A 22,490-nucleotide genomic window follows, 5' to 3' on the forward strand; every position below is an offset into this window, starting at 1 on the left:
GGGCATGAGCCACGAGGTCGTCGTCGCCCTGTTCGAGGGCGTGCAGAGCCTGGACGTGACGGGTCCGCTGGAGGTCTTCACCGGTGCTGCGCGGGCGCCGGGGGCCGCCTACCGGGTGCGCACCGCCTCGCTGGGGGGCGGTGCGGTCACCGCCTCCAGCGGGTTGGGGCTGGTGCCGCAGGCGGACCTGCGCACCGTGGGGCGCATCGACACCCTGGTGGTGCCCGGCGGTGAGGGCACCCGGGAGATGGATCCGGAGTTCGTGGCGTGGCTGGCGCGGGCGGCGCCGCGGGCGGGGCGGGTGGCGGGGGTGTGCACGGGCACGTTCTGGCTGGCCGAGGCGGGTTTGTTGGACGGGCGCTCGGCCACCACGCACTGGGCGCACTGCGGGCGTCTGGCGCGGGAGTATCCGCGGGTGCGGGTGCTCTCGGAGCCGATCTTCGTGCGCGAGGGCGCGGTGTGCACCTCGGCGGGGGTGAGCGCGGGCATCGATCTGGCGTTGGCTTTGGTGGAGGAGGACGTGGGGCGGCAGGTGGCGTTGGCGGTGGCGCGGCACCTGGTGGTGTTCCTGCGGCGGCCCGGTGACCAGGCGCAGTTCTCCACCCATCTGGCGGCGCAGACGGCGCAGCGTCCGGCGGTGCGTGAGGTGCAGCACTGGATCGCGCAGCATCCGGGGCGGGATCTGCGGGTGGAGGTGTTGGCGCGGCGGGCGGGGTTGTCGCCGCGCCAGTTCGCACGGGTGTTCGCCGAGCAGGTGGGGGTGAGCCCGGGCCGGTATGTGGAGCGGGTGCGGTTGGAGACGGCTCGGCGGGTGCTGGTGGAGGGTGAGGCGTCGGTGGCGGCGGTGGCCAGGCGGTGTGGATACGGCACTGCGGAGGCGATGCGGCGGGCGTTCGTGCGGGCGCTGGGGTGTTCGCCGGCCCAGTACCGGCAGCGGTTCGGTCCGGGTGTGTCAGGCGCGGCCGGGGTGTTCGAAAGTGTTCGATCTGAGAGGGGTGTGGGTTGATGCGGGTGGCGATCGTGTTGTTCGAGGGGTTCACGGTGTTGGACGCGGTGGGTCCCTACCAGGTGTTCAGCGCCGTGCCGGGCGTGGAGGTGGTGTTGGTGGGTGAGCGTCGCGGGCCGGTCCTTGACCATGTGGGGTCGGCGCGCATGGTCGCCGAGGCCGCCTTGGCGGAGGTCGATCGGGCCGAGGTCGTGGTGGTGCCGGGAGGTCCGGGCCAGGTCCACCACATGGCGGGCGGGCCCGTGCAGGAGTGGGTGCGGGCGGTGGATGAGACCAGCACGTGGACGACGTCGGTGTGCACGGGGTCGTTGATCCTGGCGGCGGCGGGGTTGTTGCGGGGGCGGGCGGCGACCACGCACTGGTTGGCGGTGGACCAGCTGGGTGAGTGGGGTGCCAGGGCCGAGCCGCGGCGGGTGGTCTTCGACGGCAAGTACGTGAGCGCGGCGGGGGTGAGCGCGGGCATCGACATGGCGTTGGAGTTGACCGGGCGCCTGGCAGGGCGCATGGTGGCCGAGACGGTACAGCTGGGCATCGAGTACGACCCGCAGCCTCCTTTCGGGGCGGGGTCGCCCGCCGGTGCGCCGGCCGAGGTCGTTGATTTCCTGCGCGGCCAGGCGGATGCGGTGCTACGGCCGTAGTCGGTCCCCCTCTTGGGCGCCGGACCGTGCCGGGGAGTGTGTGCAGGGTCCAGGTGTGATGAGGAGAGGCGGAACCGCGTGGAGCATGTGGCCGAGATCGGCGTTGAGGCGGAGGCTGTCGTTGGACAGTACGAGGCCTTCGCCGCCCACTGCGAGCAGGGGTCCTCGCCGGCCTATGCGGAGATCGCGCGTGCCCTGGTTCGGGACGGGGTGGTGATGGAGCTGGTGTGCGCGTTGCCTGAGGGTGACAAGCGCGCACCGGAGCTGTTGTTGGGAGCGGTGCGTTTCCTGGGCGGCCCTGTGGGGTCGTGGGCGGAGTTTCGCCCGTGGTTGGTGGAGCACTGGGAGCCGGTGAGGGCGGTGGTGCTGCGGCGCAGCGCCCGGACCGGTGAGGTGGGGCGTCTGGCGAGCATGCTGCCGGTGCTGGCGTCCTTGCAGGGGCCGTTGGCGTTGGTGGAGGTCGGGGCGTCGGCGGGGTTGTGCCTGTACCCGGACCGGTACCGGTACTCCTTCGACGGGGCGGCGCCGATCGGCCCGGCCGATGGCGAGGTGCTGTTGGAGTGTGCGACGTCGGGGCGGGTTCCGGTGCCCGGGCGGGTGCCGGAGGTGGTCTGGCGTGCGGGCATCGACACGCACCCGTTGGATGTGGGTGTGGAGGAGGACGTGCGGTGGATGGCCTCGCTGGTGCGTCCGGGTGCGGGTGAGCGTGAGCGCACCGAGCGGTTGATGGGCGCGGTGCGGGTGGTGGCGGCCGATCCGCCGTTGCTGGTGGCCGGTGACCTGGTGGAGCAGGTGCAGGCGGTGGTGCGGCGCGCGCCGGCGTCGGCGACGGTGGTGGTGATGCACAGCGGTGTGTTGTCGTGGTTGCCCGCGGCGAAGGTGTCGGCGTTCGTGGGGGCGATGGACCGGGTGCTGGGGCACTGGGTGGTCGATGAGGCGTGGCAGTGCCTGCCGGGGTGGCCGCGGGTGCGGCCGCCGGTGGCGACCGATTTGACGTTGGCGTTGGACGGGCGTGTGGTGGGTTATGGCGGTGAGCGCGGTGAGAGTGTGACCTGGTCCGGTTGAGGATCGTGCCGGGCCGCGGGCCCCTCCCCCCTTTGGTGGGGGTGGGGCCCGTGGTGTGTCACCAGCCGGGGTGGGCGTCGACCTGGGCGATGAGGGCGTTCTTGCGGTCGGTGTCGAGGAAGGCGGCGGTGAAGGAGTTGCGGGCGAGTTGGCGCAGTCGCTGGGTGTCCAGGCCCAGGTGGGTGTGCAGGGCCTGGTAGTTGTCGTGGACGTAGCCGCCGAAGTAGGAGGGGTCGTCGGAGTTGACGGTCACGAGCAGGCCGGCGTCCATCAGGGCGGGCAGGGGGTGGTGGGCCATGTGGTCGACGGCGCGCAGGCGCACGTTGGACAGGGGGCACACCGTCAGGGGGGTCTGGTCGGTGGCCAGGCGCTGTAGGAGGGCGGGGTCGTCCAGGGCGCGGATGCCGTGGTCGACGCGTTCGACCTTGAGCAGGTCCAGGGCCTGCCAGATGTAGGAGGCGGGGCCTTCCTCGCCGGCGTGGGCCACGCAGCGCAGGCCCATGTCGCGGGCGGCGGCGAAGACTTCGGTGAACTTGGAGGGCGGGTGGCCGACTTCGGCGGAGTCCAGTCCTACGGCGGTGATGTGGTCCAGGTGGGGGCGGGCCTGGTCCAGTGTGTGCATGGCTTCGCGCGCGGGGCGGTCGCGTAGGAAGCACAGGATGAGGGCGGTGGAGATGTCGTGGCGGGCCAGGCTGGTGTCCAGGGCGGCGGTGAGGCCTTCGATGACGGTGTCCAGGGCGATGCCGCGGCTGGTGTGGGCCTGGGGGTCGAAGAAGATCTCGGCGTGGCGGACGCCCTGGGCGGCGGCGCGGGTGAGGTAGGCCTCGGCCAGGTCGGTGAAGTCGCGTGGGGTGCGCAGCACGTCCATGAGCTCGTAGTAGAGGTCGAGGAAGGACTGCAGGTCGGTGAAGGAGTAGGCCTGGCGTAGGGCGTCGACGTCGGTGTAGGGCAGGGTGATGCCGTTGCGCTCGGCCAGGGTGAAGGCGAGTTCGGGCTCCAGGGTGCCTTCGATGTGCAGGTGGAGTTCGGCTTTGGGGATGGGCATGGGTGTGGGGTGTGCCTTTCTCGTCGGGGTGTGGCCATTGTCGCTGATGGGGGCGCGTGGGGCGGCCGGTGTGGGGTGTGGTGTGGGGCGCGGCACCGGGTGGGCTCGCGCACGCGAAGGGGGCCGCACCCGGTGTGGGGTGCGGCCCCCGCGGTCTGCGGTGGTGGTCAGCGGCGGCGGGGTCCTTCGTCGGTGCCGGGGGTCCAGTTCAGGGCGCTGGCGCGTTCCATGAATTCCTCGACCGTCAGGTCGCCCTTGGCGAAGCGGTCGGCCAGGGTGCGGCGGGCGTCGTCTTCGGGTGAGGTGGGCGGGGCGGCGCCGTGGGTGCGGGCCCAGGGCGGGGGTCCGCCGTGGCGGCGGCGCATCACGGTGAAGAACAGCGCGCCCAGGGCCAGGGCGATGAGCAGGCAGAACATGAGGGCTCCCAGGATCGGTGCGAAGGGTGGCGGTCCGCCGTGCCAGGGCGGGCCGGTGGTGGCCGCGGTCGCGGCTGCGGTGATGGTGTCCATGGTCCTCACTGTGCGGGCGGGGCAGGGTCGCGCGCGTCGCCCCGGGGGCGGCTGTGGGTGTACGCACGGGTGCGTAGCGGGGCTACGCCGTGCGGGGGAGGCCGGGCGGGGGGTGTGCGGCCTAGGGTCGGGGTGTGCGTGAGTCGTGGAGTGGAAGTCGGGGTCTGGTGGTGGCCTGGGATCTGGTCCTGGGTGTGGTGTTGGGCCTGGTGGCGGTGGTGGTGGCGCGCGGGCAGCCGGCCTGGCGCGGGCACCGGGGTCCATGGGAGTCGGCGCCAGGGCCGGGTCCGGGTGTGGTCTGGGAGTCGGTGGTGCTGCCCTGGGGTGTGTGGGCGGGTGTGGCCGTGCTGGTGGTGGCGGTGGCGGTGCGGCGGGTGTGGCCGGTGGCCGCGGTGGTGGCGGCCGCGGTGGGCACGGGCGTGTTCTTGGCCTGGGGGGCGGGGCCGGGTCCGGTGCTGGTGATGTCGGCGCTGGTGGTGTTCTCGGCCGGGATCCGGATGGCGCCGGGCCGGTTCGTTGTGTGGGTGGGCCCTTTGGTGGTCGCGGTGGGGTTGGTCTCGCAGGTGGGGCGGCCGTGGTGGGGGTGGGCCGATGGTGGTGCGGCGGTGGCGGTGGTTTTGGCGGTGGGGTCGATGGCGGTGCCGGCGGGTGCGGGGGTGTTCGTGCGCTCGCGCCGGGAGTCGCGGCGGCGCGCCGAGGCCGAGGAGGTGCAGCGGCACCGGTTCGAGGAGCGGTTGCGGATCGCGCGTGAGGTGCACGACCTGGTGGGGCACAGCCTGTCGGTGATCAGTATGCAGGCGGGTGTGGCTTTGCATGTGGTGGATCGGCGGCCGGAGCAGGCCGCGGTGGCGTTGGAGGCGATCCGGGACAGCAGTCGGGCCGCGTTGGAGGAACTGCGCGGGACGTTGGCGGTCTTTCGTGGGCAGGACGGGGTCGAGCGGGCGCCCCTGGCGGGGTTGGGTCGGGTGGAGTCGTTGGTGCAGGAGTTGCGTTCGGCCGGGCGCGGGGTCGAGGTGGTGTGGGAGGGCGAGCCGGTGCAGGTGCCCGGTGCGGTGGACCATGCGGCGCTGCGGATCGTGCAGGAGGCGTTGACGAACGTGGTGCGCCACGCCGGTGATGTGCCGGTGCGGGTGGGTGTGGTCTTTGGGGAGGGTGAGCTGGTGGTGCGGGTGCGTGATGAGGGTTGCGGTGCGGGTGTGGTGCGTGAGGGGTCGGGGATCGCGGGGATGCGTGAGCGGGCGCGCGCGGTGGGGGGCCGGTTGCGGGTGGGGCCGGTGGCCACGGGTGGTTTCGAAGTGGAGGCCGTGCTGCCGTTGGCGGGTGAGCGGTGATGGTGGTGCGGGTGGTGGTCGCCGACGACCAGGCGCTGGTGCGGATGGGGTTGCGGGTGCTGTTGGAGGCCGAGGATGACGTGGAGTTGGTGGGGGAGGCGTGTGATGGGGCCCAGGCGCTGGCGTTGGTGCGGCGGGTGCGGCCCGAGGTGGTGTTGATGGATGTGCGCATGCCGGTGATGGACGGGTTGGAGGCGTTGCGGCGCATCAGCGCGGACGAGGCGTTGTCGGGGACCCGGGTGGTGGTGCTGACCACGTTCGAGTTGGACGAGTACGTGTTCGAGGCGTTGCGGGCGGGGGCGTCGGGGTTCTTGATCAAGGACTCCGATCCGGCGCAGATGTTGGAGGCGGTGCGGGTGGCCGCTCGGGGGGAGGCGTTGTTGTCGCCGTCGGTGACGCGGCGGGTGGTGGCGGCGTTCACCTCGCGCAGTCCGGTGCGGGGGGAGGTTCCGCGGTTGGCGTCGTTGACCGGGCGTGAGCGCGAGGTGGTGGGGTTGGTGGGTGAGGGGTTGAGCAATGAGGAGATCGCGGGGCGGTTGGTGGTCTCTCCGGCGACGGCGCGTACGCATGTGAGCCGGTCGATGGTGAAGTTGGGGGCGCGTGATCGGGCGCAGTTGGTGGTGTTCGCGTTCCGGGCGGGTCTGGTGCGGTGACGTGGCCGCGCGCGGGCGTTGCCGGTGCGGGGCGGGCGTCTGGTGGGCGGTGGTGGTCAGGGCAGGTCGGCGTAGCGGTCGGTGGCGGCGCGGGTGGCACTGTGCAGGGTGATGGTGCCGGCGCTGTGTCCGGCTCCTTCGACGATGACCAGTTCGGCGCCGGGCCAGGCGGTGGCGAGGTCGTAGGCGATGTCGGCGGGGCCGCTGATGTCCAGGCGTCCGTGGACCAGGGTGGCGGGGATGTGGGCCAGGTCGGGGGCGTGGGCGAGCAGGTGGCCGGGGGGCAGGAACGCGGCGTGGGACCAGTAGTGGGTGACCAGGCGGGCGAAGGTCATGCGAAAGGCCGGGTCGGTGAAGCGCGCGTTGGGGGTGAACCCGGGGGTGGCCGAGACGTGGGTGTCCTCCCACTCACACCAGGCGCGGGCGGCGTCGAAGCGCACCTGGGGGTCGGGGTCGGCCAGGAGGCGGGCGTAGGCGCTGGACAGGTCGCGGGGGTCGGCGCCCGGGCCGGCCGCGGCGGCGAAGCGCTCCCACTGTTCGGGGAAGACGCGGCGCATGTCGTGGGTGATCCAGGTGACTTCGCGGGGTGTGGTGGTGGTCAGGGCGAACAGCACCATGGCGCGCACGGGTTCGGGGTGGGTGAGGGCGTAGGCCAGGGCCAGGGTGGTGCCCCAGGAGCCGCCCAGGACCAGCCAGGTGTCGATGCCCAGGTGGTGGCGCAGCGCTTCGATGTCGGCGACCAGGTGCCGGGTGGTGTTGGTGGTCAGGTCGGCGGTGGGGTCGGCGGCGTCGGGGGTGCTGCGTCCACTGCCGCGCTGGTCGAGCAGGATGACGCGGTAGCGGGTGGTGTCGAAGAAGGTGGTCCAGCCGGGGGTGGCGGCGGCGCCGGGGCCGCCGTGCAGGACCAGGGCGGGGCGGCCGTCGGGGTTGCCGTGGGCCTGCCAGTACAGGGTGTGGCCGTCGGTGACGGGCAGGGTGCCGTAGGCGTGGGGTGTGCTCATGGTGGGTCCTGGTGTGGGAGGGCCGGGTGGGGGTGGGGAATCTTACCGGGAGTCGGGGGCAAGGTGTGGCCGGGGTGGCCGGTGCGTTGGGTGAAAGGGGCGGGCCTAGGCTTGTGAGCTGGAACGATGGCCGCGAGTCAGGTGAGGTGCCTGTGTCCGAGAACCCCGATGATCCCTTCCTGGAGTTTTGGCGTGCGCGCCACCTGTGCACGCTGGCCGGGCCGCGCCCTGATGGGAGTGTGCACCAGGTGCCGGTGGGGGCGACCTATGACCCGCGTGAGCACGTGGTGCGGGTGATCACGTCCGCGACGAGTTACAAGGCGGTGAACCTGGCGGCGCGGCCGGGGACGCGGGTGTCGGTGTGCCAGGTCGACGGGCGTTGGTGGTCGACGCTGGAGGGGCCCGCGCGGGTGGTGTCGGACCCGGCGGAGGTGGCCGAGGCCGAGCGGCTGTACGCCCTGCGTTATCGGCAGCCGCGCCCCAATCCGGACCGGGTGGTGATCCGGATCGGTGTGGAGCGGGTGATGGGCAATGTGCGCCCGGCCGGGGAGCCGGCCTAGCTCTGCGACGGCGGGGCGGGGTGCGTGGTCGTGGGAGAGCCCTGCTCTCCGGGAGGTGGGGCCAGAGTGGTCGACCGTGCTGGCCTGCGAAAATGTCGGCCCATGCCGGGTGCGGCGAATCCTGCTCGCTCCCCGAGTCACGTGTGTGCCACGATGCCGCCTATGGAACAGTCACCGCCGGCCGCACTCGCGCACATCGAGGACCTGGTCGGGAGCTGGGTCCATGGCTGGGCGCGGGCGCGCGGTGTTCTCGCGCCCACCAGTGAAGTCGACGGCTACCGTCTGGACGTCGCCTCTGTCGGTCATCTCGTTCGCTACGTCCTGCCCACCACCCGCACCGTCGCCGCCCGGGCCAGAGGGCTGAACGAACCGGGCACCTGGCTGAAGGTGTGCGGCCCGCGCTCAGACGTCCTGGATCGTCTGACTCCCGCGTGGAAAGTCGGAGAGCCCGAGTACCTGATGAGTACCGCGGTGTCGCCACCCGCCCTGGTGGAGACACCTGAGCCCTACACCCTGCAGGTCAAGGGCGCGGACGGGGTCCACCATGCCGTGGTGTGCGCCCCCTCTGGGGAGCGTGCGGCGGGTGCGGTCGCCGCTCTGGCCGGCCGGGCGGCCGTGTTCGACCAGGTGGTGACCGAGCCTGCGCACCGGCGGCGCGGCCTGGCCGGACTCGCGGTGGGCGCACTGACGGCCGCGGTCGCCGAGCGGGGCGCCGAACACGCCGTCCTGGTGGCCACCGAGGATGGCCGCAAGCTCTACGAGCGCATGGGCTGGACCGTGGTGTGCGAGGTCACCGCGGCCCACCTGTGAGGGAGCCCGTGGTCCCACCACGCCCCTGGCGAGCACTCGGAGTGCAACAGAGGGCGGGGGGTCTCAGACGGGGGTGGGCAGGCCCCACAGTTCTTCGAGGGCGGTGCGCCCGGAGTCGGTGATGCGCAGAGCGCGGCCCGATCCCACGCGCACGCACCAGCCCGAGTCCAGGACCCACGCGCACAGCGCCGCCCCGGCCGCGCCCGCCAGGTGGGGGCGGCGTTCGGTCCAGTCCAGGCAGGCGCGGGCCAGGGGTCGGCGCCCGGCCTTGGGCAGGGTGATGCCGTGTGCGTCGAACCAGGCCAGGCCGGTGTCGGTGAGCGCGAACCCGGTGGCCTGGTCCAGCAACCCCTGGTGGGTCATCGCCTCGGTCACCGCGCACCCCAGGCGTCCGGCGAGGTGGTCGTAGCAGGTGCGGGCGCGGGCCAGTGCCCCGGCGGCGCGGTCCTGGCGCAGGGTGCGGGCCGGCGCGGGCGGTGGTGTGGCGTGGGCGGCCAGGGACTCCACCAGGTGGGCGGTGCGTTCGTCGGCCAGGCGCACGTAGCGGTGGCGGCCCTGGCGGTGCTGGGTGAGCACACCGCCCTGGACCAGGCGGGTCAGGTGCTCGGTGGCGGTGGAGGGTGCCACGCCGCTGTGGCGGGCCAGTTCTCCGGCGGTCCAGGCGCGGCCGTCCAGCAGGGCCAGGCACATGGCGGCGCGGGTGGGGTCTGCGAGCAGAGCGGCCAGGTGGGCCAGGGCGGCGGCGTGGTCGTGGGGCGTGCTCATGGTGTCCATGGTGGGTCCTCGGTGCCCGGGGCGCCCCTGGGCAGGTGGGCGCCCCGGGTGGCGGGGGCGCTTCAGCGGGTGCCGATGATGACCGTGGCCTCCTGTTCGGGGCAGTGCCGTACCCGGCAGGTGAGTCCGGCGTCGGTGAAGGCCTGGCGTGCGGCACTGACCTGGGCGCCGCTGACCTCCACCAACAGGTGCCCGCCGGGGGCGAGCCAGTGCGGGGCGCGGGCGCTGACGCGTCGGACCAGGTCCAGGCCGTCGTCGCCGCCGTCCAGGGCGCGGTGCTGTTCGTGTTCGCGGGCTTCGGGGGGCAGCAGGGCGATGTGGTCGCTGGGGACGTAGGGGACGTTGGCGACCAGGAGGTCGACGCGGTGGGCCAGGTGGTGGGGCAGGGCGTCGAAGAGGTCGCCCTGGTGGATGTGTGCGCCGGGCAGGTTGTGGCGGGCGCAGTCCAGGCTGGCGGGGTCGATGTCGCTGGCGTGCAGGGTCAGGGCGGGGTGGTGGTGGGTCAGGACGGCGCCCAGGGCGCCGGTGCCGCAGCACAGGTCCACGGCCACGCCGGTGGGTGGGGCCAGAGCGCTGGCCTGGTGGGCCAGGTAGCGGCTGCGGGGGCGGGGGACGAACACGCCGGGGTCCACGCGCAGGCGCAGGCCGCAGAATTCGGCCCAGCCCAGGACGTGTTGCAGGGGCAGTCCGGCGCAGCGGCGGTCGGCCATGAGGTCGCGCTCGTGGGGGGTGCGGGCGGTGGCGGTGATCAGGGCCGCTTCGTCTTCGGCGAAGACGCATCCGGCTCGGCGCAGGCGCTGGACCAGGGCGAAGTCCTGGTCGGTGTCAGGGTGTGGGAGGACCACGCAAAACCTTTCGATCACGTGGGTCGCCCGAGGTCAGGAGGTGGCGGTGCCACCTCGTGGTGAGGGCGCCCCGTGGGTGATGGCGAGGATCGCTGCTCACCTCCCCTGATCGTGTGCGTGCGCGGACGGGTGCCAACCTACACCATGGTCTGGGCTGGTCGGCGGCGGGGCGGGAGGGCGATGCGGTCCAGGTCCTGGGCGAGGTGGATGGTGCCGTCGAACTCGGTGGCGGCCTGGTCGAGGAAGCGTTGGTCCTCGCCGTGTTCGTAGCGTTCGGAGATGTGGGTCAGGACGAGGGTGCGTGCTCGGGCGCGGGCGGCGATGCGTGCGGCCTGGCGGGCGGTGAGGTGGCCGTGGGCGCGGGCCAGGTGGGTTTCCTCCTCCAGGTAGGTCGATTCGATGACGAGCATGTCGGCGTCCTGGGCCAGGGTCAGGGATTGGTCGCATTCGCCGGTGTCCATGACGAAGGCGAACACCTGTCCGGGGCGGGGTGTGGCGCACTGGGACAGGTGGACGGTGTGGCCGTGGGGGGAGGTGATGGTGCCTTCGCGGCGTAGGCGGCCGATGAGGGGGCCGGTGATGCCGTGGTGGGCCAGGGCTTGGGGGAGCATGCTCCATCCGTCGGGTTCGGCCAGGCGGTAGCCGTAGGTGGGGATGGAGTGGGCCAGGGGGAGGGCGCTCAGGCGCAGGTCGTCCTCGCCCAGGGGGCAGCTGCCGTGGCCGCCCACGCCTTGGCCTTGGACGAGGTCGGTGTCGTGGAAGGCGCTGGCGTGGCGTAGGCGCTCCCAGTAGTGGTGTCCGCTGTGGGGGTAGGCGACGCGCACGGGGTGGGTGGGGCGGTCGCGGGCGATGCGTTGGATGATGCCGGGCAGGCCCAGGCAGTGGTCGCCGTGGAAGTGGGTGATGCACACGCGGGTCAGGTCGGAGGCGGCCAGGCCGGCGTGGCGCATTTGGCGTTGGGTGCCTTCGCCGGGGTCGAAGAGGATGCCGTGCTGGTCCCAGCGCAGGAAGTAGCCGTTGTGGTTGCGGCGTTTGGTGGGGACGGCGCTGGAGGTGCCCAGGATGTGGAGTTCGCGTGCGGACATGGCAGGGATCCTGCCACAGCCGGGTGTGGGGGGACGCGGGGTTTTTCCGTGGGCGGTGGCGGCGGTGTGGGCGCGCTCGCTCGTGTGGCCTCCGCGCGGGGGTCGGGGCCGGGGCGGTCGTGGCCGCTCAGTGGCTGTGTCGGGTTCGGTGCCGTCCCGCACCCGCATCCTTCCCTATATTCCTCTATTTGCTGTGTTGTGATGGAAGTTAGGGAAGGATAGGGTGTGGTGGTGACAGAACATCTGTACTCCGTGGACCAGGTCGCCGACCTGCTGGGTCTGCACGTGCGCACCATCCGCAACTACGTGCGCGAGGGGCGGCTGCGCGCGGTACGCATCGGCAAGCAGTACCGCATCGCGCCCGCGGACCTGGAGGAGTTCACCGGCACCCCCGTGCCCGGATCCGCGCCGGCCGAGCCCGAGCCGGCGCCCCGCCACGCCGAGGCCTCCAGCATCGTCGAGGTCGAAGGGGTCGACGCGCGCACCGCCGACCGCCTCACCACCCTGCTCACCAGCGTGGCCGGCGGGCCCCGCCCCGGCGGGCGGCCGCTGCGCGTAGAGACCGTCTACGACCCCGCCCGCGCGCGGATGAAGGTCATCGTCCTGGGCCCTCTGAGCGAGACCGCCCGCCTGCTCGACTACATCGAAGGTGTCCTGGCCTCATGAACACGATCTACTCCTCCCCGACCGGCGAGCGCCTGCTGCGCGAGCACTACCTGGACCAGCTGCGGCGGTGGCCGGTCAGCGCCGAGCACCTGCGCGTGGCCACCGACCAGGGCGAGACGTTCGTGCTGGTCTGCGGGCCCTCGGACGCGCCCCCGGTGGTGCTCCTGCACGGGTCGGGCGCCAACGCCGGCGCCTGGAGCGGCGACATCGCCGCCCTGGCGCGCACCTCGCGCGTGTACGCCGTCGACCTCATCGGCGAGCCCGGGCTGAGCGCACCCTCGCGCCCGCCCCTGGAGGGCGGGGCCCACGCCCAGTGGCTCGTCCAGGTCCTGGACGGGCTCGGCCTCACCGAACCGGCCGTGGTGGGCATGTCCCTGGGCGGGTGGATGGCCCTGGACCTGGCCACCCGCAGGCCCGATCGGGTGCGGCGCCTGGGACTGCTGTGCCCGGGAGGGCTGGGCCGCCAGACCATGGGCAAGATCGTGGCGGCCCTGGCCCTGCGCGCACTGGGCCCCTGGGGGCGGCGCCGGTCGGTGCGCGCCATGACGGGGCTCTCGGCCGCGGAGGCGGTCCCCATGCTGGAGGTGCTGGAGCGCACCTTCGCCCACTTTCGGCCGCGCACCGAGCGCCTGCCCGCGTTCTCCGACCAGGCGCTGGGCGAGCTGACGATGCCCGTGCTGGCCGTCGTGGGCGGGCGCGACGCGATGTTCGACTCGGCCGGCACCGCCGCGCGGCTGCGCGCGTGGGTGCCCCACGCCCAGGTGCGTGTCCTGCCCGAGGCCGGACACGCGCTCCTGGGCCAGGGCGAGGAGCTCGCGCGGTTCCTGGCCGAGTAGAGGTCGGGGCGCTCTCAGGGGTCGGTGTGCAACAGGCCCGCGTCGTAGGCCACCAGGGCCGCCTGCACCCGGGTGCGCACACCCAGCCGGGCCCGGACCGCGTCCACGTGGGTCTTGACCGTGCTGGGCGCCAACCCCAGCCGCTGGGCGATCAGGGTGTTGGTCAGGCCCTGGCCGATCAGGGCCAGTACCTCGCGCTCGCGCGGGCTCAGGGCGCCGACCCGTTCGCGGGCGGCATGGGAGCGGGTCCCGTCCAGGTGGTCCAGGACCCGGCGGGCCACCGGCGGGGACAAGAACGCCCCGCCGTCGGCCGCGGCGCGCACCGCGGCCATGAGGTCGCCGGGGTCGCCGGTCTTGAGCACGAACCCGCTCACCCCCATCTCCAGGGCCGCGGCGATGTAGGCGTCCTCTCCGAAGAGGGTGAGCATCACCAGGGCGGTCTCGGGCACCTGTTCGCGCACCCGCGCGGCGGCGGCCAGCCCGTCCATGCGCGGCATGCGGATGTCGAACAGGGCCACCTGGGGGCGGTGGCGGACCACCTGTGCGAGGGCCTGGTGGCCGTCGGCGGCCTCGCCCAGCACCGTGATCTGCGGGTCGGCGGTCACGATCGCGCGCACACCGGCGCGCATCATCGACTCGTCGTCGGCCAGGACCACACCGATCATGGCTGGGGCTCCCCCTTCGTGTCGTCAGGGCGCGGGCGCCCGGGATCCTCCCCCGAAAGTCAGGGGTCGGGCACGGCGAAGACCCGATGCGGGCGGGCCGTCCCCGTTCCTAGATTCGACCCATGCTCTCTCGTCTTTGTACAGCGCTGGCCATCCTGGTGTCCGTTCTGGTCCTGGTGGCCGCCCAGACCGCTCCCGCCGCGGCCGCCCCGGGTTCGTCTTCGGGGCCGGCGGCGGCGGTGGACACCGACCGTATCGACCGGTACGTGCAGGAGTATGTGCGCCGCCAGGGGCTGGCGGGGGTGTCGGTGGCGGTGGTGAGCCAAGGCCGGGTGCTGCACACCGGCGGCTACGGGCACGACTCGCAGGGGCGTCCGGTCACCGCCGACACCCCCATGCTGACCGCGTCGCTGTCCAAGGCCATCACCGCGATGGCCGTCATGCTCCTGGTGGAGGAGGGCGAGATCGCCCTGGACGACCCTGTCACCGACCACCTGCCCGAGTACGACCCCGTCGACCCCCGGGCCGAGCGCATCACCGTGCGCCAACTCCTGGACCAGACCTCCGGTATGGCCTCCCAGGGACTGCTCTCACCGGATCGCCGCTACAAGCAGAGCCCGCGCGAGGCCGTGGCGATCCTGGCCACCATGGAGCTGGGTGCCGACCCCGGCGCCCGCCACCACTACTACAGCGGCAACTACTACATGCTGGCGCGCCTGGTCGAGGTGGTCTCGGGGCAGTCGTTCGGCGACTACCTCGACGACGCCGTGCTGGCGCCCCTGGGCATGGCCGACAGCGGCAGTGCCGTGGACGGTGAGCGGGCCGTGGCCGAGTTCGAGGGGTTGGAGAACGGCCATGTGCCCCTGTACGGGATGTCCGTGCCGCTGCACGAGCCCCCGGACTTCTTCGTCGGCTCGGGCGGGGTCGTGGCGACCGCCGCGGACATGGGCCGCTGGCTGGCCCCCTTCACCAGCGGCGGGCGTACCGCGAGCGGTGAGCCGTTCGTGTCCGGCGAGAGCATCGATACCCTGCTCACACCCTCCGGCCCCCAGGAGCGCTACGCGATGGGGTGGCGGCCCGTGCCGGGTGAGGACCGGATGGCCCACGGCGGGACCCTGTTCGGCTACACGGCCTACCAGACCGTGGCCGAGGAACGCTCTCTGGGAGTGGTGGTGCTCAACAACAGCCTGACCCCTCTGGACACCGCACAGCCGTTGGCGGTGGCCCTGCTGGAACTGGCCCAGGGGAGCACGCCCGACCAGCCCGTGCCGGTGCACCGGATCATCGACGCGGTCCTGGGTGCGCTGGCCCTGGTGACGGTGGGGCTGGGTGTGCGGCGTGTGCTGGGTGCGCGCGCGTGGGCGCTGCGCATGGCCGGCCGTCCCCGGTGGCGGGCGGTGGCCAGGTCGCTGCCGCGCCTGCTGCCGTTGGCGCTGATCGCGGCCTTCGTGGTGCTGGGTGCGCTCTCGGGTGCCAAGACCTCGGTGGTGTGGGCGCTGGGCGTGGGCTCCGTGGGGCTCACGGCGTTGCCGGTGTGGTTGGTGGTGGCGGCGCTGGCCAACACGGTGACGGTGGTGGTGCGCTGGTACTGGTCCGAACGCGTGCGCTCGGGGTCTGCTGGTCACCAGCCGTAGAGGGCGGCCAGGGAGGCCAGGGCGATGGTGAGCGCCGTGGTGATCGCGACGGTGCGGGCCAGGTCCCAGCGCAGGCGCCGCCACGCGCGGGCGGCCAGGTGCGGGGGGAGCGCGTCGTCGGGGCCGGGCTCCTGTGGCGCCGCCTCTGCGGTGGGGGTGTGGGGCAGGTGGGCGCGCACCTGGAAACCCTCGCCCAGGGGCGCGGCCCAGAGCGTTCCTCCGCTCAGGCGGACGCGTTCGCGCAGGCCCACCAGGCCGGTGCCAGTGCCGGTGCCGGTGCCGGCGCCGGTCGGGGCGGTGGTGGGTGCCTGGGCCGGTGGGCCGGTGGTGACGGTCAGCGTGGTGTGGGCGGGGGTGCGGGCGAGCTCGATGTCCACGTGTGCGCCGGGGGCGTGCTTGGCGGCGTTGGTCAGGGCCTCCTGGAGCAGGCGGTGCAGGGTGCGCTCGACCAGGTCCGGTCCCGCGGTGTGCGGTCCCCGGGTGCGCAGGCCTACCCGCATGCCGGCGGCGCGTGCGCGTTCGAGGAGGTCGTCGGTGCTGTCGGGGGCGGGGGTGTGCTGTGCGCCCAGGACCCCGATGACCTGGCGCAGGCGTTCGGCGGCGCGGGCGGCGCCGGCACGCAGGTCGGCGGCGGCCGCGCGGGTGCTCTCGGGGGTGGGGTGGGGGTCGACCTGCAGGGCGCCGGCGCGGACGGCGATGAGGCCGATCTCGTGGCCCAGGGAGTCGTGCATGTCGCCGGCGATGCGGGCGCGCTCGCGCAGGCGGGCCTGCTCGGCGATCCCTTGGGCCTGGCGTCTGCGCAGGTCGGCGCGGGTGCGCAGGTGCTCGCCCAGGGTCCAGGCCAGGACCACCGGCAGGGGGAGCAGGGCGAGCGCTTCCAGGGTCGGGGGCTCGCTGGTCCACACCAGGGCGGCCAGGACGCTCAGGAGGGCGCCGGCGAGCGCGGTGGCGAGGGCGGCCGCACGCCTGGTGGGGCGCCCGCCTCGGCGGCCGATGCCGAAGGCGACCACGGCGGCGGCCAGCACCGCGTTGGAGGACCACAGGGCCAGGGCCAGGGTCGTGGCCAGCGCGGCCCAGGGCCGGCGGCGGTGCCCGGCCAGGGCCGCCAGGAGCAGGGCCGCCGCCGCGGCCAGGGCCCACCAGGGGGTGTCGAAGAGGCGGTTGAGCAGCGCCAGGGGTGTCAGGGCGATCGCCAGGGCCAGGTCGGTGAAGGCGATGGAGCCCCGTGGGGACGGTGTTCGCGGTCCGTTCACTGCTCTCCCCCCGGCGGTGCGCTCGGCTCAAGGGTAGGGGCGGGTCTGGCCTTGGGGCCCCGTCTGCGCGCTGGGGGCGCCGGCCGGTCCGGTGGCCCGCGGGCCGGGGCCGGGTGCCATCGCGGGTTCACACGAACGCGCCGACGGCCATCCGGCCCCGGCCCGGAGCCGTGTCCGCCCCCCCCGGGGGGTCACCAGGGGATGGCCCCGGCGTCCTCGAAGAACCCTCCGGTGGGCCCGCCGTCGGCCAGCGTGGCGAGCCGGATCGCGGTGGCCGCACCCTGCCGGGGGGTGCGAGGACCCTGGAAGCCGGTGAAGTCGGTGGCGACCAGACCAGGGCAGGCGGCGTTGACCAGAATGTTCGTGTCGTCGAGCCGGCGGGCGTACTGCACGGTCAGGGCGTTGAGGAACGACTTCGATGGTGCGTAGGCCGCCATGACGGGGCCCACCTCGATGTCGGGGTCGGACTGGCGGGTCAGGGAGCCCACGGAACTGGACACGTTGACGATGCGCGGCGAGGCCGAGCGCCGCAGCAGCGGCAGCATCGCGTTGGTGACCCGGATGACGCCGATGACGTTGGTCTCCACGACCGTGCGCACCACGTCCAGGTCCAGGGTGGTGGGGTCCTGTCCCCACCCCGGCCCCGTCTCTCCCGAGATACCCGCGTTGTTGACGAGAACGTCCAGGCGCCCAAGGCGTTGCTCGACCAGTGCGGCCGCCTCGGCGACGCTGCGGTCAATGGTCACCTCCAGCGCCACGCCGAACGCGTCCACCCCGGCGGCGCGTAGCCTCTCCACGGCCCTCTCGCGCCGGGTCTGCTCACGGGCCCCCACGGCCACCCGGTATCCCAGGGCGCCCAGCCCGCCGGCGATCTCGTATCCGATTCCCTTGTTGGCGCCGGTGACCAGCGCGGTCTTCGTTTCGCTCATGGGTTCGATACTGGCTCGTCGGCCGTTGGCGCGGCCAACACCGATCCGGCGCCCTGTGATACCCGGCGGGTATCACGCGGCTAGAGTGCGGCCATGGACACCTTGGAGACCCGTGAGCTCCGCTACTTCCTGGCCGTGGCCGAGGAACTGCACTTCGGCCGGGCCGCCGAACGCCTGGGCATGGGCCAGCCTCCGCTGTCCCGGGCGATCCAGCGGCTGGAGCGGCGCCTGGATGTGCGCCTGCTGGATCGCGACCGGCGCGGCGTTTCCCTGACCGGTGCCGGACGGGTGCTGCTGGAGGAGGGACGCGCGGCCCTGGACGCGACCACCGCCGCCGCCCGGCGCACGCGTCGCGCCGGTGGCGCCGACGGTGCGGGCGGCTCACGTGAGCGCTTGGTGCTGGCGGTCAAGGCAGCCGCGTCCCACGAACTCCTGCACAAGCTCCTGGACGCCTACGCGGCCGAGCCGGAGGCCGCCGAGATCGAGGTGCTGCCGAGCGGCACGTGCGAGCAGGGGGAGATGCTGCGCGACGGCCGCGCCGACGTGGCGATCATGCACGCGCCGTTCAATTCCCTGGCCGGGTTCGACAGCGAGGAACTGATGACCGAGGGGCAGATCGCCATCGTGCCCGCGACCCATCCCCTCGCCGGGCGCGCGAGCCTGTCCATGGCCGAGGTCACCGACATCCCCGATCTTCCGCTCGCCCGCTGGGCCCGCCACGGCACCTACCCGTCCGGGCCGGGCCCGCGGATCCACGACCAGACCCAGCTGGCTCAGCTGATCGCCCTGGGGCGTACCGTCGCGGTCTTTCCCGACTCCGCCCGGGCGTGGCTGTGGGCCGAACACACCGCCGTTCCTGTGACCGACGCGTCCCCGGTCGTCACCCATATCGCCTGGCCGGCGCACAGTCGCTCCCTCGCCCTGGCGGGGCTGGTGGACACCGCCACCCGGTTGTGAGAGGTGGGACGGCCGAGGGGTGGGCGGTGTCAGCGTTCGGGGGCCGGGTGGGGGTCGCGGGCGGCGGAGTCGGAGGCGGTGAGGCTGCCCAGCAGGGCCAGTGCCTGCTCGGAGGTACTGTCCGGGGCGGCCTGGTAGACCACCAGCTGCTGGCCGGGGGCGCTGTTGACGGTCAGCGTCTCGTAGTCCAGGGTCAGCTCCCCCACCAGCCGGTGGTGGAAGCGTTTGCTCGCGTGGGTCTTGTGGCGCACGTCGTGGCGGGCCCAGAGCCGGGCGAACTCCTCGCTTTTCAGGCACAGCTCGCCCACGGTTGCGGCGAACCGGGGGTCGTCGGCCTCCTCCGCGGCGCCGGCGCGCAGGGCGGCGACCGTGCCGGCCGCGATCTGCTCCCAGTCGGGGTAGAACTCGCGTGCGCTCGGGTCGAGGAAGACCAGGCGCAGCAGGTCGCGGCTGTGGGTGTGGCCGTCGAAGAGGGCGGCGCCCAGGGCGTTGTGGGCCAGCACGTTCAGGCGGCGGCCCAGGATCAGGGCGGGGGTGCGGTGCCAGCCCGCCATCATGCTCACCAGGGCGGCGCTGACGCGTTCGTCGCCCGGCGCCGGGCGACGAACGGTGCCGGTGGGGTGGGCGAGCCGGTGCAGATGGGCCCTGGCGTCCTCGTCCAGGTCCAGGGTGCGCGCCAGGGCGTCCACGACCTGCGCGGAGGGGCTGCGTTCGCGGCCCTGCTCCAGGCGGACGTAGTAGTCGGTGCTCACCCCGGACAGGATCGCGACCTCCTCGCGGCGCAGTCCCGGCACGCGGCGCCGGCCCGTCTGGGGGAGTCCGGTCTGCTGCGGGCTGGTCAGGGCGCGGCGGGCCCGCAGGAACCGCCCGAGCGGGTTGTCGGTGTCCATGTCCTCGACCCTAGGCGCGCACGTGGCGGGGTGCCAGCGCGCAGGGTGGCCGTGCTACTCCCATGTTCGCCGCCCCGGGGTGGTGCGCGGCCTGGGCGGCGCGGGCGCGGCCGGGCACGGTGGGGTCCATGACACACGATGCGAACACCACCACTTCCACCTCCGACTCTCCTGACTCATCCGGCTCCGGTGCCGGGGCCGGGGCCGGAGCGGGCGGTCCGCTCTCGGGGCGGGTCGCGGTCGTGACCGGTGCCTCCAGCGGGATCGGCGCGGCCACCGCCCGACGGTTGGCCGCCGACGGCGCGGCCGTGGCCGTGCTCGGCCGCCGCCAGGACCGGCTCAAGGACCTGGCCGACGAGCTCGGCGGGGCCGGCGGGGCCGCGGTCCTGCCCCTGGCGGTGGACATCACCGACCCTGAGGCGATGGGCGAGGCCGCCCGTGCCATCGCCTCGGCCTTGGGCGCCGTCGACCTGGTCGTGGCCAACGCCGGGGCGATGCTGGGGTCGCCGTTCACGGCCGGAGCCACCCAGGAGTGGGACCGGATGATCGACGTGAACCTGCGCGGGCTGGTGCACACCGCGCACGCGTTCACCGACTCGCTGTTGCGCGCTGCCGGGCGGGGCGGCCCCGCGGACCTGGTGCACGTGGGGTCGGTGGCCGGCCACCTGCTGTACCCCGACTGGTCGGTGTACGCGGCGACCAAGGCCGCCGTGGCGCACCTGAGCCGCAACCTGCGCGCGGAACTGGGTCCGCGCGGGGTGCGTGTGCGCAACGTCGAACCCGGAGTGACGGTCACCGAGCTGGGCGCGGACATGCGCGATGAGGCGATGAAGGCGAACCTGTCGCGGATGCGCTCCCAGCTGCGTGCGCTGGACGCCGAGGACATCGCGGACGCGATCGGGTTCTCGGTCGCCGCTCCCGCGCACGTCAACATCGCCGAGCTGGTGGTCGTGCCGGTCCAACAGGGGTGAGACGCCACCCGGGCGCGGACGGGGCGGTGCCCGGCCCTGGCGCGACAGGGCCGGGCATGGGCGCGCTGTCCCCAGGCCCCGGTCAGGCGGGCGGGTGGGCGCTCAGGCGGTGCCCGGCCCTGGGAGGCGGCGGCTGAGCCCGGTGAGGACCCCTCTCACCACGGGATCGGACCCTCGTGCCCGAAGAACCCGCCCGTGGGTCCGTCGGCGCCCGCGGTGGCCAGGTCCACGACGACCGCGGCTCCTTGGGCGGGGGTCAACTGGCCGGTGTGGTCGTTGATGTCGGTGTCGACGAAGCCGGGGGCGACCGCGTTGACCAGGACGCCGTCCTTACGCAGTTCGTGGGCGTACTGTACGGTCACCGCGCTCAGCGCCGACTTGGACGGGTGGTAGGCGGCCGAGGGCAGCAGGGCGGCGAAGGGCCCGTCCGGGTCGCTGGTCAGGGTCAGCGACGCCGAGTGGCTGCTGACGTTGACCACACGTGGCGTGGGGGAGCGCCGCAGCAGTGCCAGCATCGCGTTGGTCACCGTGATCACACCGAACACGTTGGTCTCGAACACCGCCCGCACCATGCGCAGATCGACTTGGCTGGGGATCTGGTCGGTGGCGTCCATGGGCGATACCTGGCCGGAGCCGGTGATGCCGGCGTTGTTGACGAGCACGTCCAGGCGGCCGAAGGCCGCGTCGATCTGCTCGGCGGCCGTTTGGACGGTGGCCGGGTCGGTGACGTCCAGCACGACCGCGCGGGCGTCGGCGCCCTGCGCCCGCAGCGCCTGGGCGGCCTCCTGGCCGCGCCGGGCGTCCCTGGCGCCGACGACCACCGCCATGCCCAGCTCGGCGAGCCGCTCGGCTGTGGCGCGTCCGATCCCCTTGTTCGCCCCGGTGACCAGGGCGACCCCGTGCCGGGTGGTCTGCTCACTCATCTCCCGTTCCTCCTTCGGTGGTGGCGGGTCCGATGAGACCTGCCGTCGCAACACCGGACACCGCGCCCCGCTCGTCTGTGACACCCCGGGGACGCCTTCCGGTGCGAGACGTGGCCCGAAAGCGTGTGGGGAGGGCGCGGGCCTCCTCGGCGGTGTGGCCGCGTGCCGCGATGCGCGGGGCGGCCTGTGGCCGCGGACGGATCAGTCGACGTGCGCGGGCCAGGGGCGGGCCCAGGGCTCGCGCGACAACGCGATCTGTTCGGGCAGGACCCGCGCCACCGACGGCTCCGTCCGCGGTCGCCTCCGGCCCCGACCTGTCCCGGCACTGGGCTGAAGTGCTGACGGGCGTGCAGGTCCTTTGCGCACGTCACGGCTGTACCGACGAATCCGGCACTCTCAGGAACGCCTACGGGCATGGCACTCAGAGTGTCCTCGAAGTCAGGCGCGGCGGGGCGGGGTGCCTGTGGTGCAGCGGTCCGGTCGCCTTCGGCGGTGTCGAGATGGGCCGTCGAGCTACTCGTGGAATCGGCTCGGGCGCTCGCTCAGGACCCGGTCGAGCGCCGCCCGTCCCGCGGGGCCCCACGCCGGTTTGCCGCCGGGCAGGCCGCGGTCACCGTTCTGGCCCATCAGCATCAGGAAGAGGCTCTTGAGCGCGGCCAGCCCGCGGGCGCGCCGGATCGTCGCCTCGTCGGCCCGCCCGTAGGCGGCGAAGAAGTGCGCGGCCGTGCCCGCCGGGAGCAGCACCCAGGCGGCGGCCAGGTCCAGCGCCGGGTCGCCGACGAACAGGTCGCCGAAATCGACCACGCCCGCCAGCGTGCCGCCGGCGACGACGACGTTCGCGGGGTGCAGGTCGCCGTGCACCCACACCGGCGGCCCCTCCCAGGCGGGGGCCGCGACGGCGTCCTCCCACACGGCCCGGATGCGGGCGGCGTCGGAGCCGATCGCGTCGGCCGCGAGCGAGGCGAAGAACCGGTCGAAGCCCTCCGTCTGGTCCTTGGGGTGCGCGCCGCGGCCCGTGTCGGCCGGCGCGTCGGCGGGCGCGGGCACGTGCAGTGCCCGCAGGAACGCCGCCAGTGTGTCGGCCGCGTGCTCGCCGCGGGTGATCGATCCGAGGTCCAACGGCAGGCCCGGCACCCACGTCATGACCGTCCACAGTTTGGAAAAGCGCTCACAGGGCGCACCCCCGCACACCGGGACGGGGATGGGCAGCGGCAGGCGCGGGGCGAGCAGCGGCAACCACCGGCGCTCCTTGAGCTGGGGTGCGGGGTCGGCGTCCATGCGTTGGATCCGCACGGCCAGGTCGTCACCGAGGCGCCACATCTGGTTGCCCCAGCCGCCCTCCACCTCGCGCAGGGGCAGCTCGGCCAGGTCCGGTCGCTGGTCCCGCAGCAGGTCGCGGACGAGGTCCGCGGTGATCTCGATGTCCGCCATGCCGAGTCACCCT

At 73.6% G+C, this 22,490-nt stretch carries 24 protein-coding genes; 12 read left to right on the forward strand and 12 right to left on the reverse strand.

Translation table 11 applies throughout. From position 1 onward, the window contains the following. The first annotated feature begins 4 nt into the window (after positions 1-4). From DFP74_RS21650 to DFP74_RS21660, 3 genes are all read left to right on the forward strand, one after another. Complete coding sequence (locus DFP74_RS21650; RefSeq protein ID WP_121188419.1) at positions 5-1,006, forward strand: GlxA family transcriptional regulator; 1,002 nt, start codon at positions 5-7, stop codon at positions 1,004-1,006. Next, a complete protein-coding gene (locus DFP74_RS21655) occupies positions 1,006-1,644 on the forward strand; it encodes a DJ-1/PfpI family protein (protein WP_121184189.1) in 639 nt (212 codons plus the stop codon). The genes DFP74_RS21650 and DFP74_RS21655 overlap by 1 nt, the downstream gene beginning before the upstream one ends. Before the next feature lie 87 nt (positions 1,645-1,731). Continuing rightward, positions 1,732-2,709 carry a DUF2332 family protein gene (locus DFP74_RS21660; protein WP_370013415.1) on the forward strand — a complete coding sequence of 326 codons (978 nt, stop codon included), beginning with the start codon at positions 1,732-1,734 and terminating at the stop codon, positions 2,707-2,709. A 58-nt stretch (positions 2,710-2,767) separates the two neighbouring features. Here the strand turns inward: DFP74_RS21660 and DFP74_RS21665 are convergent, their stop codons facing one another. Both DFP74_RS21665 and DFP74_RS21670 read right to left on the reverse strand, forming a co-directional pair. Then, positions 2,768-3,754, reverse strand: coding sequence for an adenosine deaminase (locus DFP74_RS21665; RefSeq protein ID WP_121184193.1), 987 nt, complete (start codon positions 3,752-3,754; stop codon positions 2,768-2,770). Positions 3,755-3,921: 167 nt separating this feature from the next. After that, entirely contained in the window at positions 3,922-4,263 is a 342-nt protein-coding gene (locus DFP74_RS21670; RefSeq protein WP_121184195.1) for an SHOCT domain-containing protein, read from the reverse strand. A 338-nt stretch (positions 4,264-4,601) separates the two neighbouring features. Between DFP74_RS21670 and DFP74_RS21675 the strand changes: the two genes are divergently transcribed. After that, a complete protein-coding gene (locus tag DFP74_RS21675) occupies positions 4,602-5,594 on the forward strand; it encodes a sensor histidine kinase (RefSeq protein WP_233571096.1) in 993 nt (330 codons plus the stop codon). Then, positions 5,594-6,247, forward strand: a complete 654-nt coding sequence (locus tag DFP74_RS21680; protein WP_121188420.1) for a response regulator transcription factor — start codon at positions 5,594-5,596, stop codon at positions 6,245-6,247. Before DFP74_RS21675 ends, DFP74_RS21680 begins: the two co-directional genes overlap by 1 nt. 56 nt (positions 6,248-6,303) lie before the next feature. On the opposite strand, the gene pip is transcribed toward DFP74_RS21680, so the two are convergent. Further along, positions 6,304-7,248 (reverse strand): prolyl aminopeptidase, encoded by a 945-nt coding sequence (pip, locus tag DFP74_RS21685; protein ID WP_121184197.1) that lies wholly within the window; start codon positions 7,246-7,248, stop codon positions 6,304-6,306. 146 nt (positions 7,249-7,394) lie between these two features. Here pip and DFP74_RS21690 point away from each other — a divergent pair, with 146 nt between their 5' ends. Both DFP74_RS21690 and DFP74_RS21695 read left to right on the forward strand, forming a co-directional pair. Next, entirely contained in the window at positions 7,395-7,808 is a 414-nt protein-coding gene (locus DFP74_RS21690) for a TIGR03618 family F420-dependent PPOX class oxidoreductase (protein WP_233571097.1), read from the forward strand. 162 nt (positions 7,809-7,970) lie between these two features. Beyond that, positions 7,971-8,618, forward strand: coding sequence for a GNAT family N-acetyltransferase (locus DFP74_RS21695; RefSeq protein ID WP_121184199.1), 648 nt, complete (start codon positions 7,971-7,973; stop codon positions 8,616-8,618). A gap of 63 nt (positions 8,619-8,681) precedes the next feature. Here the strand turns inward: DFP74_RS21695 and DFP74_RS21700 are convergent, their stop codons facing one another. The 3 genes from DFP74_RS21700 to DFP74_RS21710 form a co-directional block, all read right to left on the reverse strand. Continuing rightward, positions 8,682-9,383 carry a helix-turn-helix transcriptional regulator gene (locus DFP74_RS21700; RefSeq protein ID WP_121188423.1) on the reverse strand — a complete coding sequence of 234 codons (702 nt, stop codon included), beginning with the start codon at positions 9,381-9,383 and terminating at the stop codon, positions 8,682-8,684. Positions 9,384-9,454: 71 nt separating this feature from the next. Then, complete coding sequence (locus DFP74_RS21705) at positions 9,455-10,237, reverse strand: putative protein N(5)-glutamine methyltransferase (protein ID WP_121184201.1); 783 nt, start codon at positions 10,235-10,237, stop codon at positions 9,455-9,457. Positions 10,238-10,374: 137 nt separating this feature from the next. Further along, positions 10,375-11,322: a ribonuclease Z gene (locus DFP74_RS21710; protein WP_121184203.1), complete on the reverse strand. Its 948-nt coding sequence runs from the start codon at positions 11,320-11,322 to the stop codon at positions 10,375-10,377. Between the two features lie 231 nt (positions 11,323-11,553). Here DFP74_RS21710 and DFP74_RS21715 point away from each other — a divergent pair, with 231 nt between their 5' ends. Both DFP74_RS21715 and DFP74_RS21720 read left to right on the forward strand, forming a co-directional pair. Continuing rightward, positions 11,554-11,988 carry a helix-turn-helix domain-containing protein gene (locus DFP74_RS21715; protein ID WP_121188424.1) on the forward strand — a complete coding sequence of 145 codons (435 nt, stop codon included), beginning with the start codon at positions 11,554-11,556 and terminating at the stop codon, positions 11,986-11,988. Beyond that, positions 11,985-12,824, forward strand: coding sequence for an alpha/beta fold hydrolase (locus tag DFP74_RS21720; protein WP_121184205.1), 840 nt, complete (start codon positions 11,985-11,987; stop codon positions 12,822-12,824). The genes DFP74_RS21715 and DFP74_RS21720 overlap by 4 nt, the downstream gene beginning before the upstream one ends. A 14-nt stretch (positions 12,825-12,838) precedes the next feature. Here DFP74_RS21720 and DFP74_RS21725 read toward each other — a convergent pair whose 3' ends face one another. Beyond that, positions 12,839-13,489 (reverse strand): response regulator transcription factor, encoded by a 651-nt coding sequence (locus DFP74_RS21725; RefSeq protein WP_121184207.1) that lies wholly within the window; start codon positions 13,487-13,489, stop codon positions 12,839-12,841. Between the two features lie 122 nt (positions 13,490-13,611). On the opposite strand from DFP74_RS21725, the gene DFP74_RS21730 reads away from it, so the two are divergent. Beyond that, complete coding sequence (locus tag DFP74_RS21730; RefSeq protein ID WP_121184209.1) at positions 13,612-15,123, forward strand: serine hydrolase; 1,512 nt, start codon at positions 13,612-13,614, stop codon at positions 15,121-15,123. Here the strand turns inward: DFP74_RS21730 and DFP74_RS21735 are convergent. Beyond that, a complete protein-coding gene (locus DFP74_RS21735; protein ID WP_121184211.1) occupies positions 15,111-16,376 on the reverse strand; it encodes a sensor histidine kinase in 1,266 nt (421 codons plus the stop codon). The genes DFP74_RS21730 and DFP74_RS21735 overlap by 13 nt on opposite strands. A gap of 191 nt (positions 16,377-16,567) precedes the next feature. Then, positions 16,568-17,305 (reverse strand): SDR family oxidoreductase, encoded by a 738-nt coding sequence (locus DFP74_RS21740; protein ID WP_121184213.1) that lies wholly within the window; start codon positions 17,303-17,305, stop codon positions 16,568-16,570. Positions 17,306-17,398: 93 nt separating this feature from the next. Between DFP74_RS21740 and DFP74_RS21745 the strand changes: the two genes are divergently transcribed. Beyond that, positions 17,399-18,262, forward strand: coding sequence for a LysR family transcriptional regulator (locus DFP74_RS21745; RefSeq protein ID WP_121184215.1), 864 nt, complete (start codon positions 17,399-17,401; stop codon positions 18,260-18,262). 29 nt (positions 18,263-18,291) lie between these two features. Here the strand turns inward: DFP74_RS21745 and DFP74_RS21750 are convergent, their stop codons facing one another. Continuing rightward, positions 18,292-19,152 (reverse strand): helix-turn-helix transcriptional regulator, encoded by an 861-nt coding sequence (locus tag DFP74_RS21750; protein WP_121184217.1) that lies wholly within the window; start codon positions 19,150-19,152, stop codon positions 18,292-18,294. Positions 19,153-19,280: 128 nt separating this feature from the next. Between DFP74_RS21750 and DFP74_RS21755 the strand changes: the two genes are divergently transcribed. Beyond that, complete coding sequence (locus tag DFP74_RS21755) at positions 19,281-20,123, forward strand: SDR family oxidoreductase (protein WP_121188425.1); 843 nt, start codon at positions 19,281-19,283, stop codon at positions 20,121-20,123. Positions 20,124-20,278: 155 nt separating this feature from the next. Here the strand turns inward: DFP74_RS21755 and DFP74_RS21760 are convergent, their stop codons facing one another. Both DFP74_RS21760 and DFP74_RS21770 read right to left on the reverse strand, forming a co-directional pair. Then, the gene (locus DFP74_RS21760) at positions 20,279-21,046 is read right to left on the reverse strand and encodes an SDR family oxidoreductase (RefSeq protein WP_121184219.1); all 768 of its coding nucleotides are present in this window, start codon (positions 21,044-21,046) and stop codon (positions 20,279-20,281) included. A 513-nt stretch (positions 21,047-21,559) separates the two neighbouring features. After that, the gene (locus DFP74_RS21770; protein WP_121184221.1) at positions 21,560-22,477 is read right to left on the reverse strand and encodes a phosphotransferase; all 918 of its coding nucleotides are present in this window, start codon (positions 22,475-22,477) and stop codon (positions 21,560-21,562) included. Positions 22,478-22,490: the final 13 nt, after the last annotated feature.

The sequence above is a fragment of the Nocardiopsis sp. Huas11 genome (assembly GCF_003634495.1).
In the GTDB taxonomy this organism is placed as follows: domain Bacteria; phylum Actinomycetota; class Actinomycetes; order Streptosporangiales; family Streptosporangiaceae; genus Nocardiopsis.

Coding starts and splice junctions, on each gene's coding strand:
- DFP74_RS21650 (WP_121188419.1), top strand. CDS start 5: ATGAGCCACGAGGTCGTCGTCGCCCTGTTCGAGGGCGTGCAGAGCCTG.
- DFP74_RS21655 (WP_121184189.1), top strand. CDS start 1,006: ATGCGGGTGGCGATCGTGTTGTTCGAGGGGTTCACGGTGTTGGACGCG.
- DFP74_RS21665 (WP_121184193.1), bottom strand. CDS start 3,754: ATGCCCATCCCCAAAGCCGAACTCCACCTGCACATCGAAGGCACCCTG.
- DFP74_RS21670 (WP_121184195.1), bottom strand. CDS start 4,263: ATGGACACCATCACCGCAGCCGCGACCGCGGCCACCACCGGCCCGCCC.
- DFP74_RS21680 (WP_121188420.1), top strand. CDS start 5,594: ATGGTGGTGCGGGTGGTGGTCGCCGACGACCAGGCGCTGGTGCGGATG.
- pip (WP_121184197.1), bottom strand. CDS start 7,248: ATGAGCACACCCCACGCCTACGGCACCCTGCCCGTCACCGACGGCCAC.
- DFP74_RS21695 (WP_121184199.1), top strand. CDS start 7,971: ATGGAACAGTCACCGCCGGCCGCACTCGCGCACATCGAGGACCTGGTC.
- DFP74_RS21700 (WP_121188423.1), bottom strand. CDS start 9,383: ATGAGCACGCCCCACGACCACGCCGCCGCCCTGGCCCACCTGGCCGCT.
- DFP74_RS21710 (WP_121184203.1), bottom strand. CDS start 11,322: ATGTCCGCACGCGAACTCCACATCCTGGGCACCTCCAGCGCCGTCCCC.
- DFP74_RS21720 (WP_121184205.1), top strand. CDS start 11,985: ATGAACACGATCTACTCCTCCCCGACCGGCGAGCGCCTGCTGCGCGAG.
- DFP74_RS21725 (WP_121184207.1), bottom strand. CDS start 13,489: ATGATCGGTGTGGTCCTGGCCGACGACGAGTCGATGATGCGCGCCGGT.
- DFP74_RS21730 (WP_121184209.1), top strand. CDS start 13,612: ATGCTCTCTCGTCTTTGTACAGCGCTGGCCATCCTGGTGTCCGTTCTG.
- DFP74_RS21740 (WP_121184213.1), bottom strand. CDS start 17,305: ATGAGCGAAACGAAGACCGCGCTGGTCACCGGCGCCAACAAGGGAATC.
- DFP74_RS21745 (WP_121184215.1), top strand. CDS start 17,399: ATGGACACCTTGGAGACCCGTGAGCTCCGCTACTTCCTGGCCGTGGCC.
- DFP74_RS21750 (WP_121184217.1), bottom strand. CDS start 19,152: ATGGACACCGACAACCCGCTCGGGCGGTTCCTGCGGGCCCGCCGCGCC.
- DFP74_RS21755 (WP_121188425.1), top strand. CDS start 19,281: ATGACACACGATGCGAACACCACCACTTCCACCTCCGACTCTCCTGAC.
- DFP74_RS21760 (WP_121184219.1), bottom strand. CDS start 21,046: ATGAGTGAGCAGACCACCCGGCACGGGGTCGCCCTGGTCACCGGGGCG.
- DFP74_RS21770 (WP_121184221.1), bottom strand. CDS start 22,477: ATGGCGGACATCGAGATCACCGCGGACCTCGTCCGCGACCTGCTGCGG.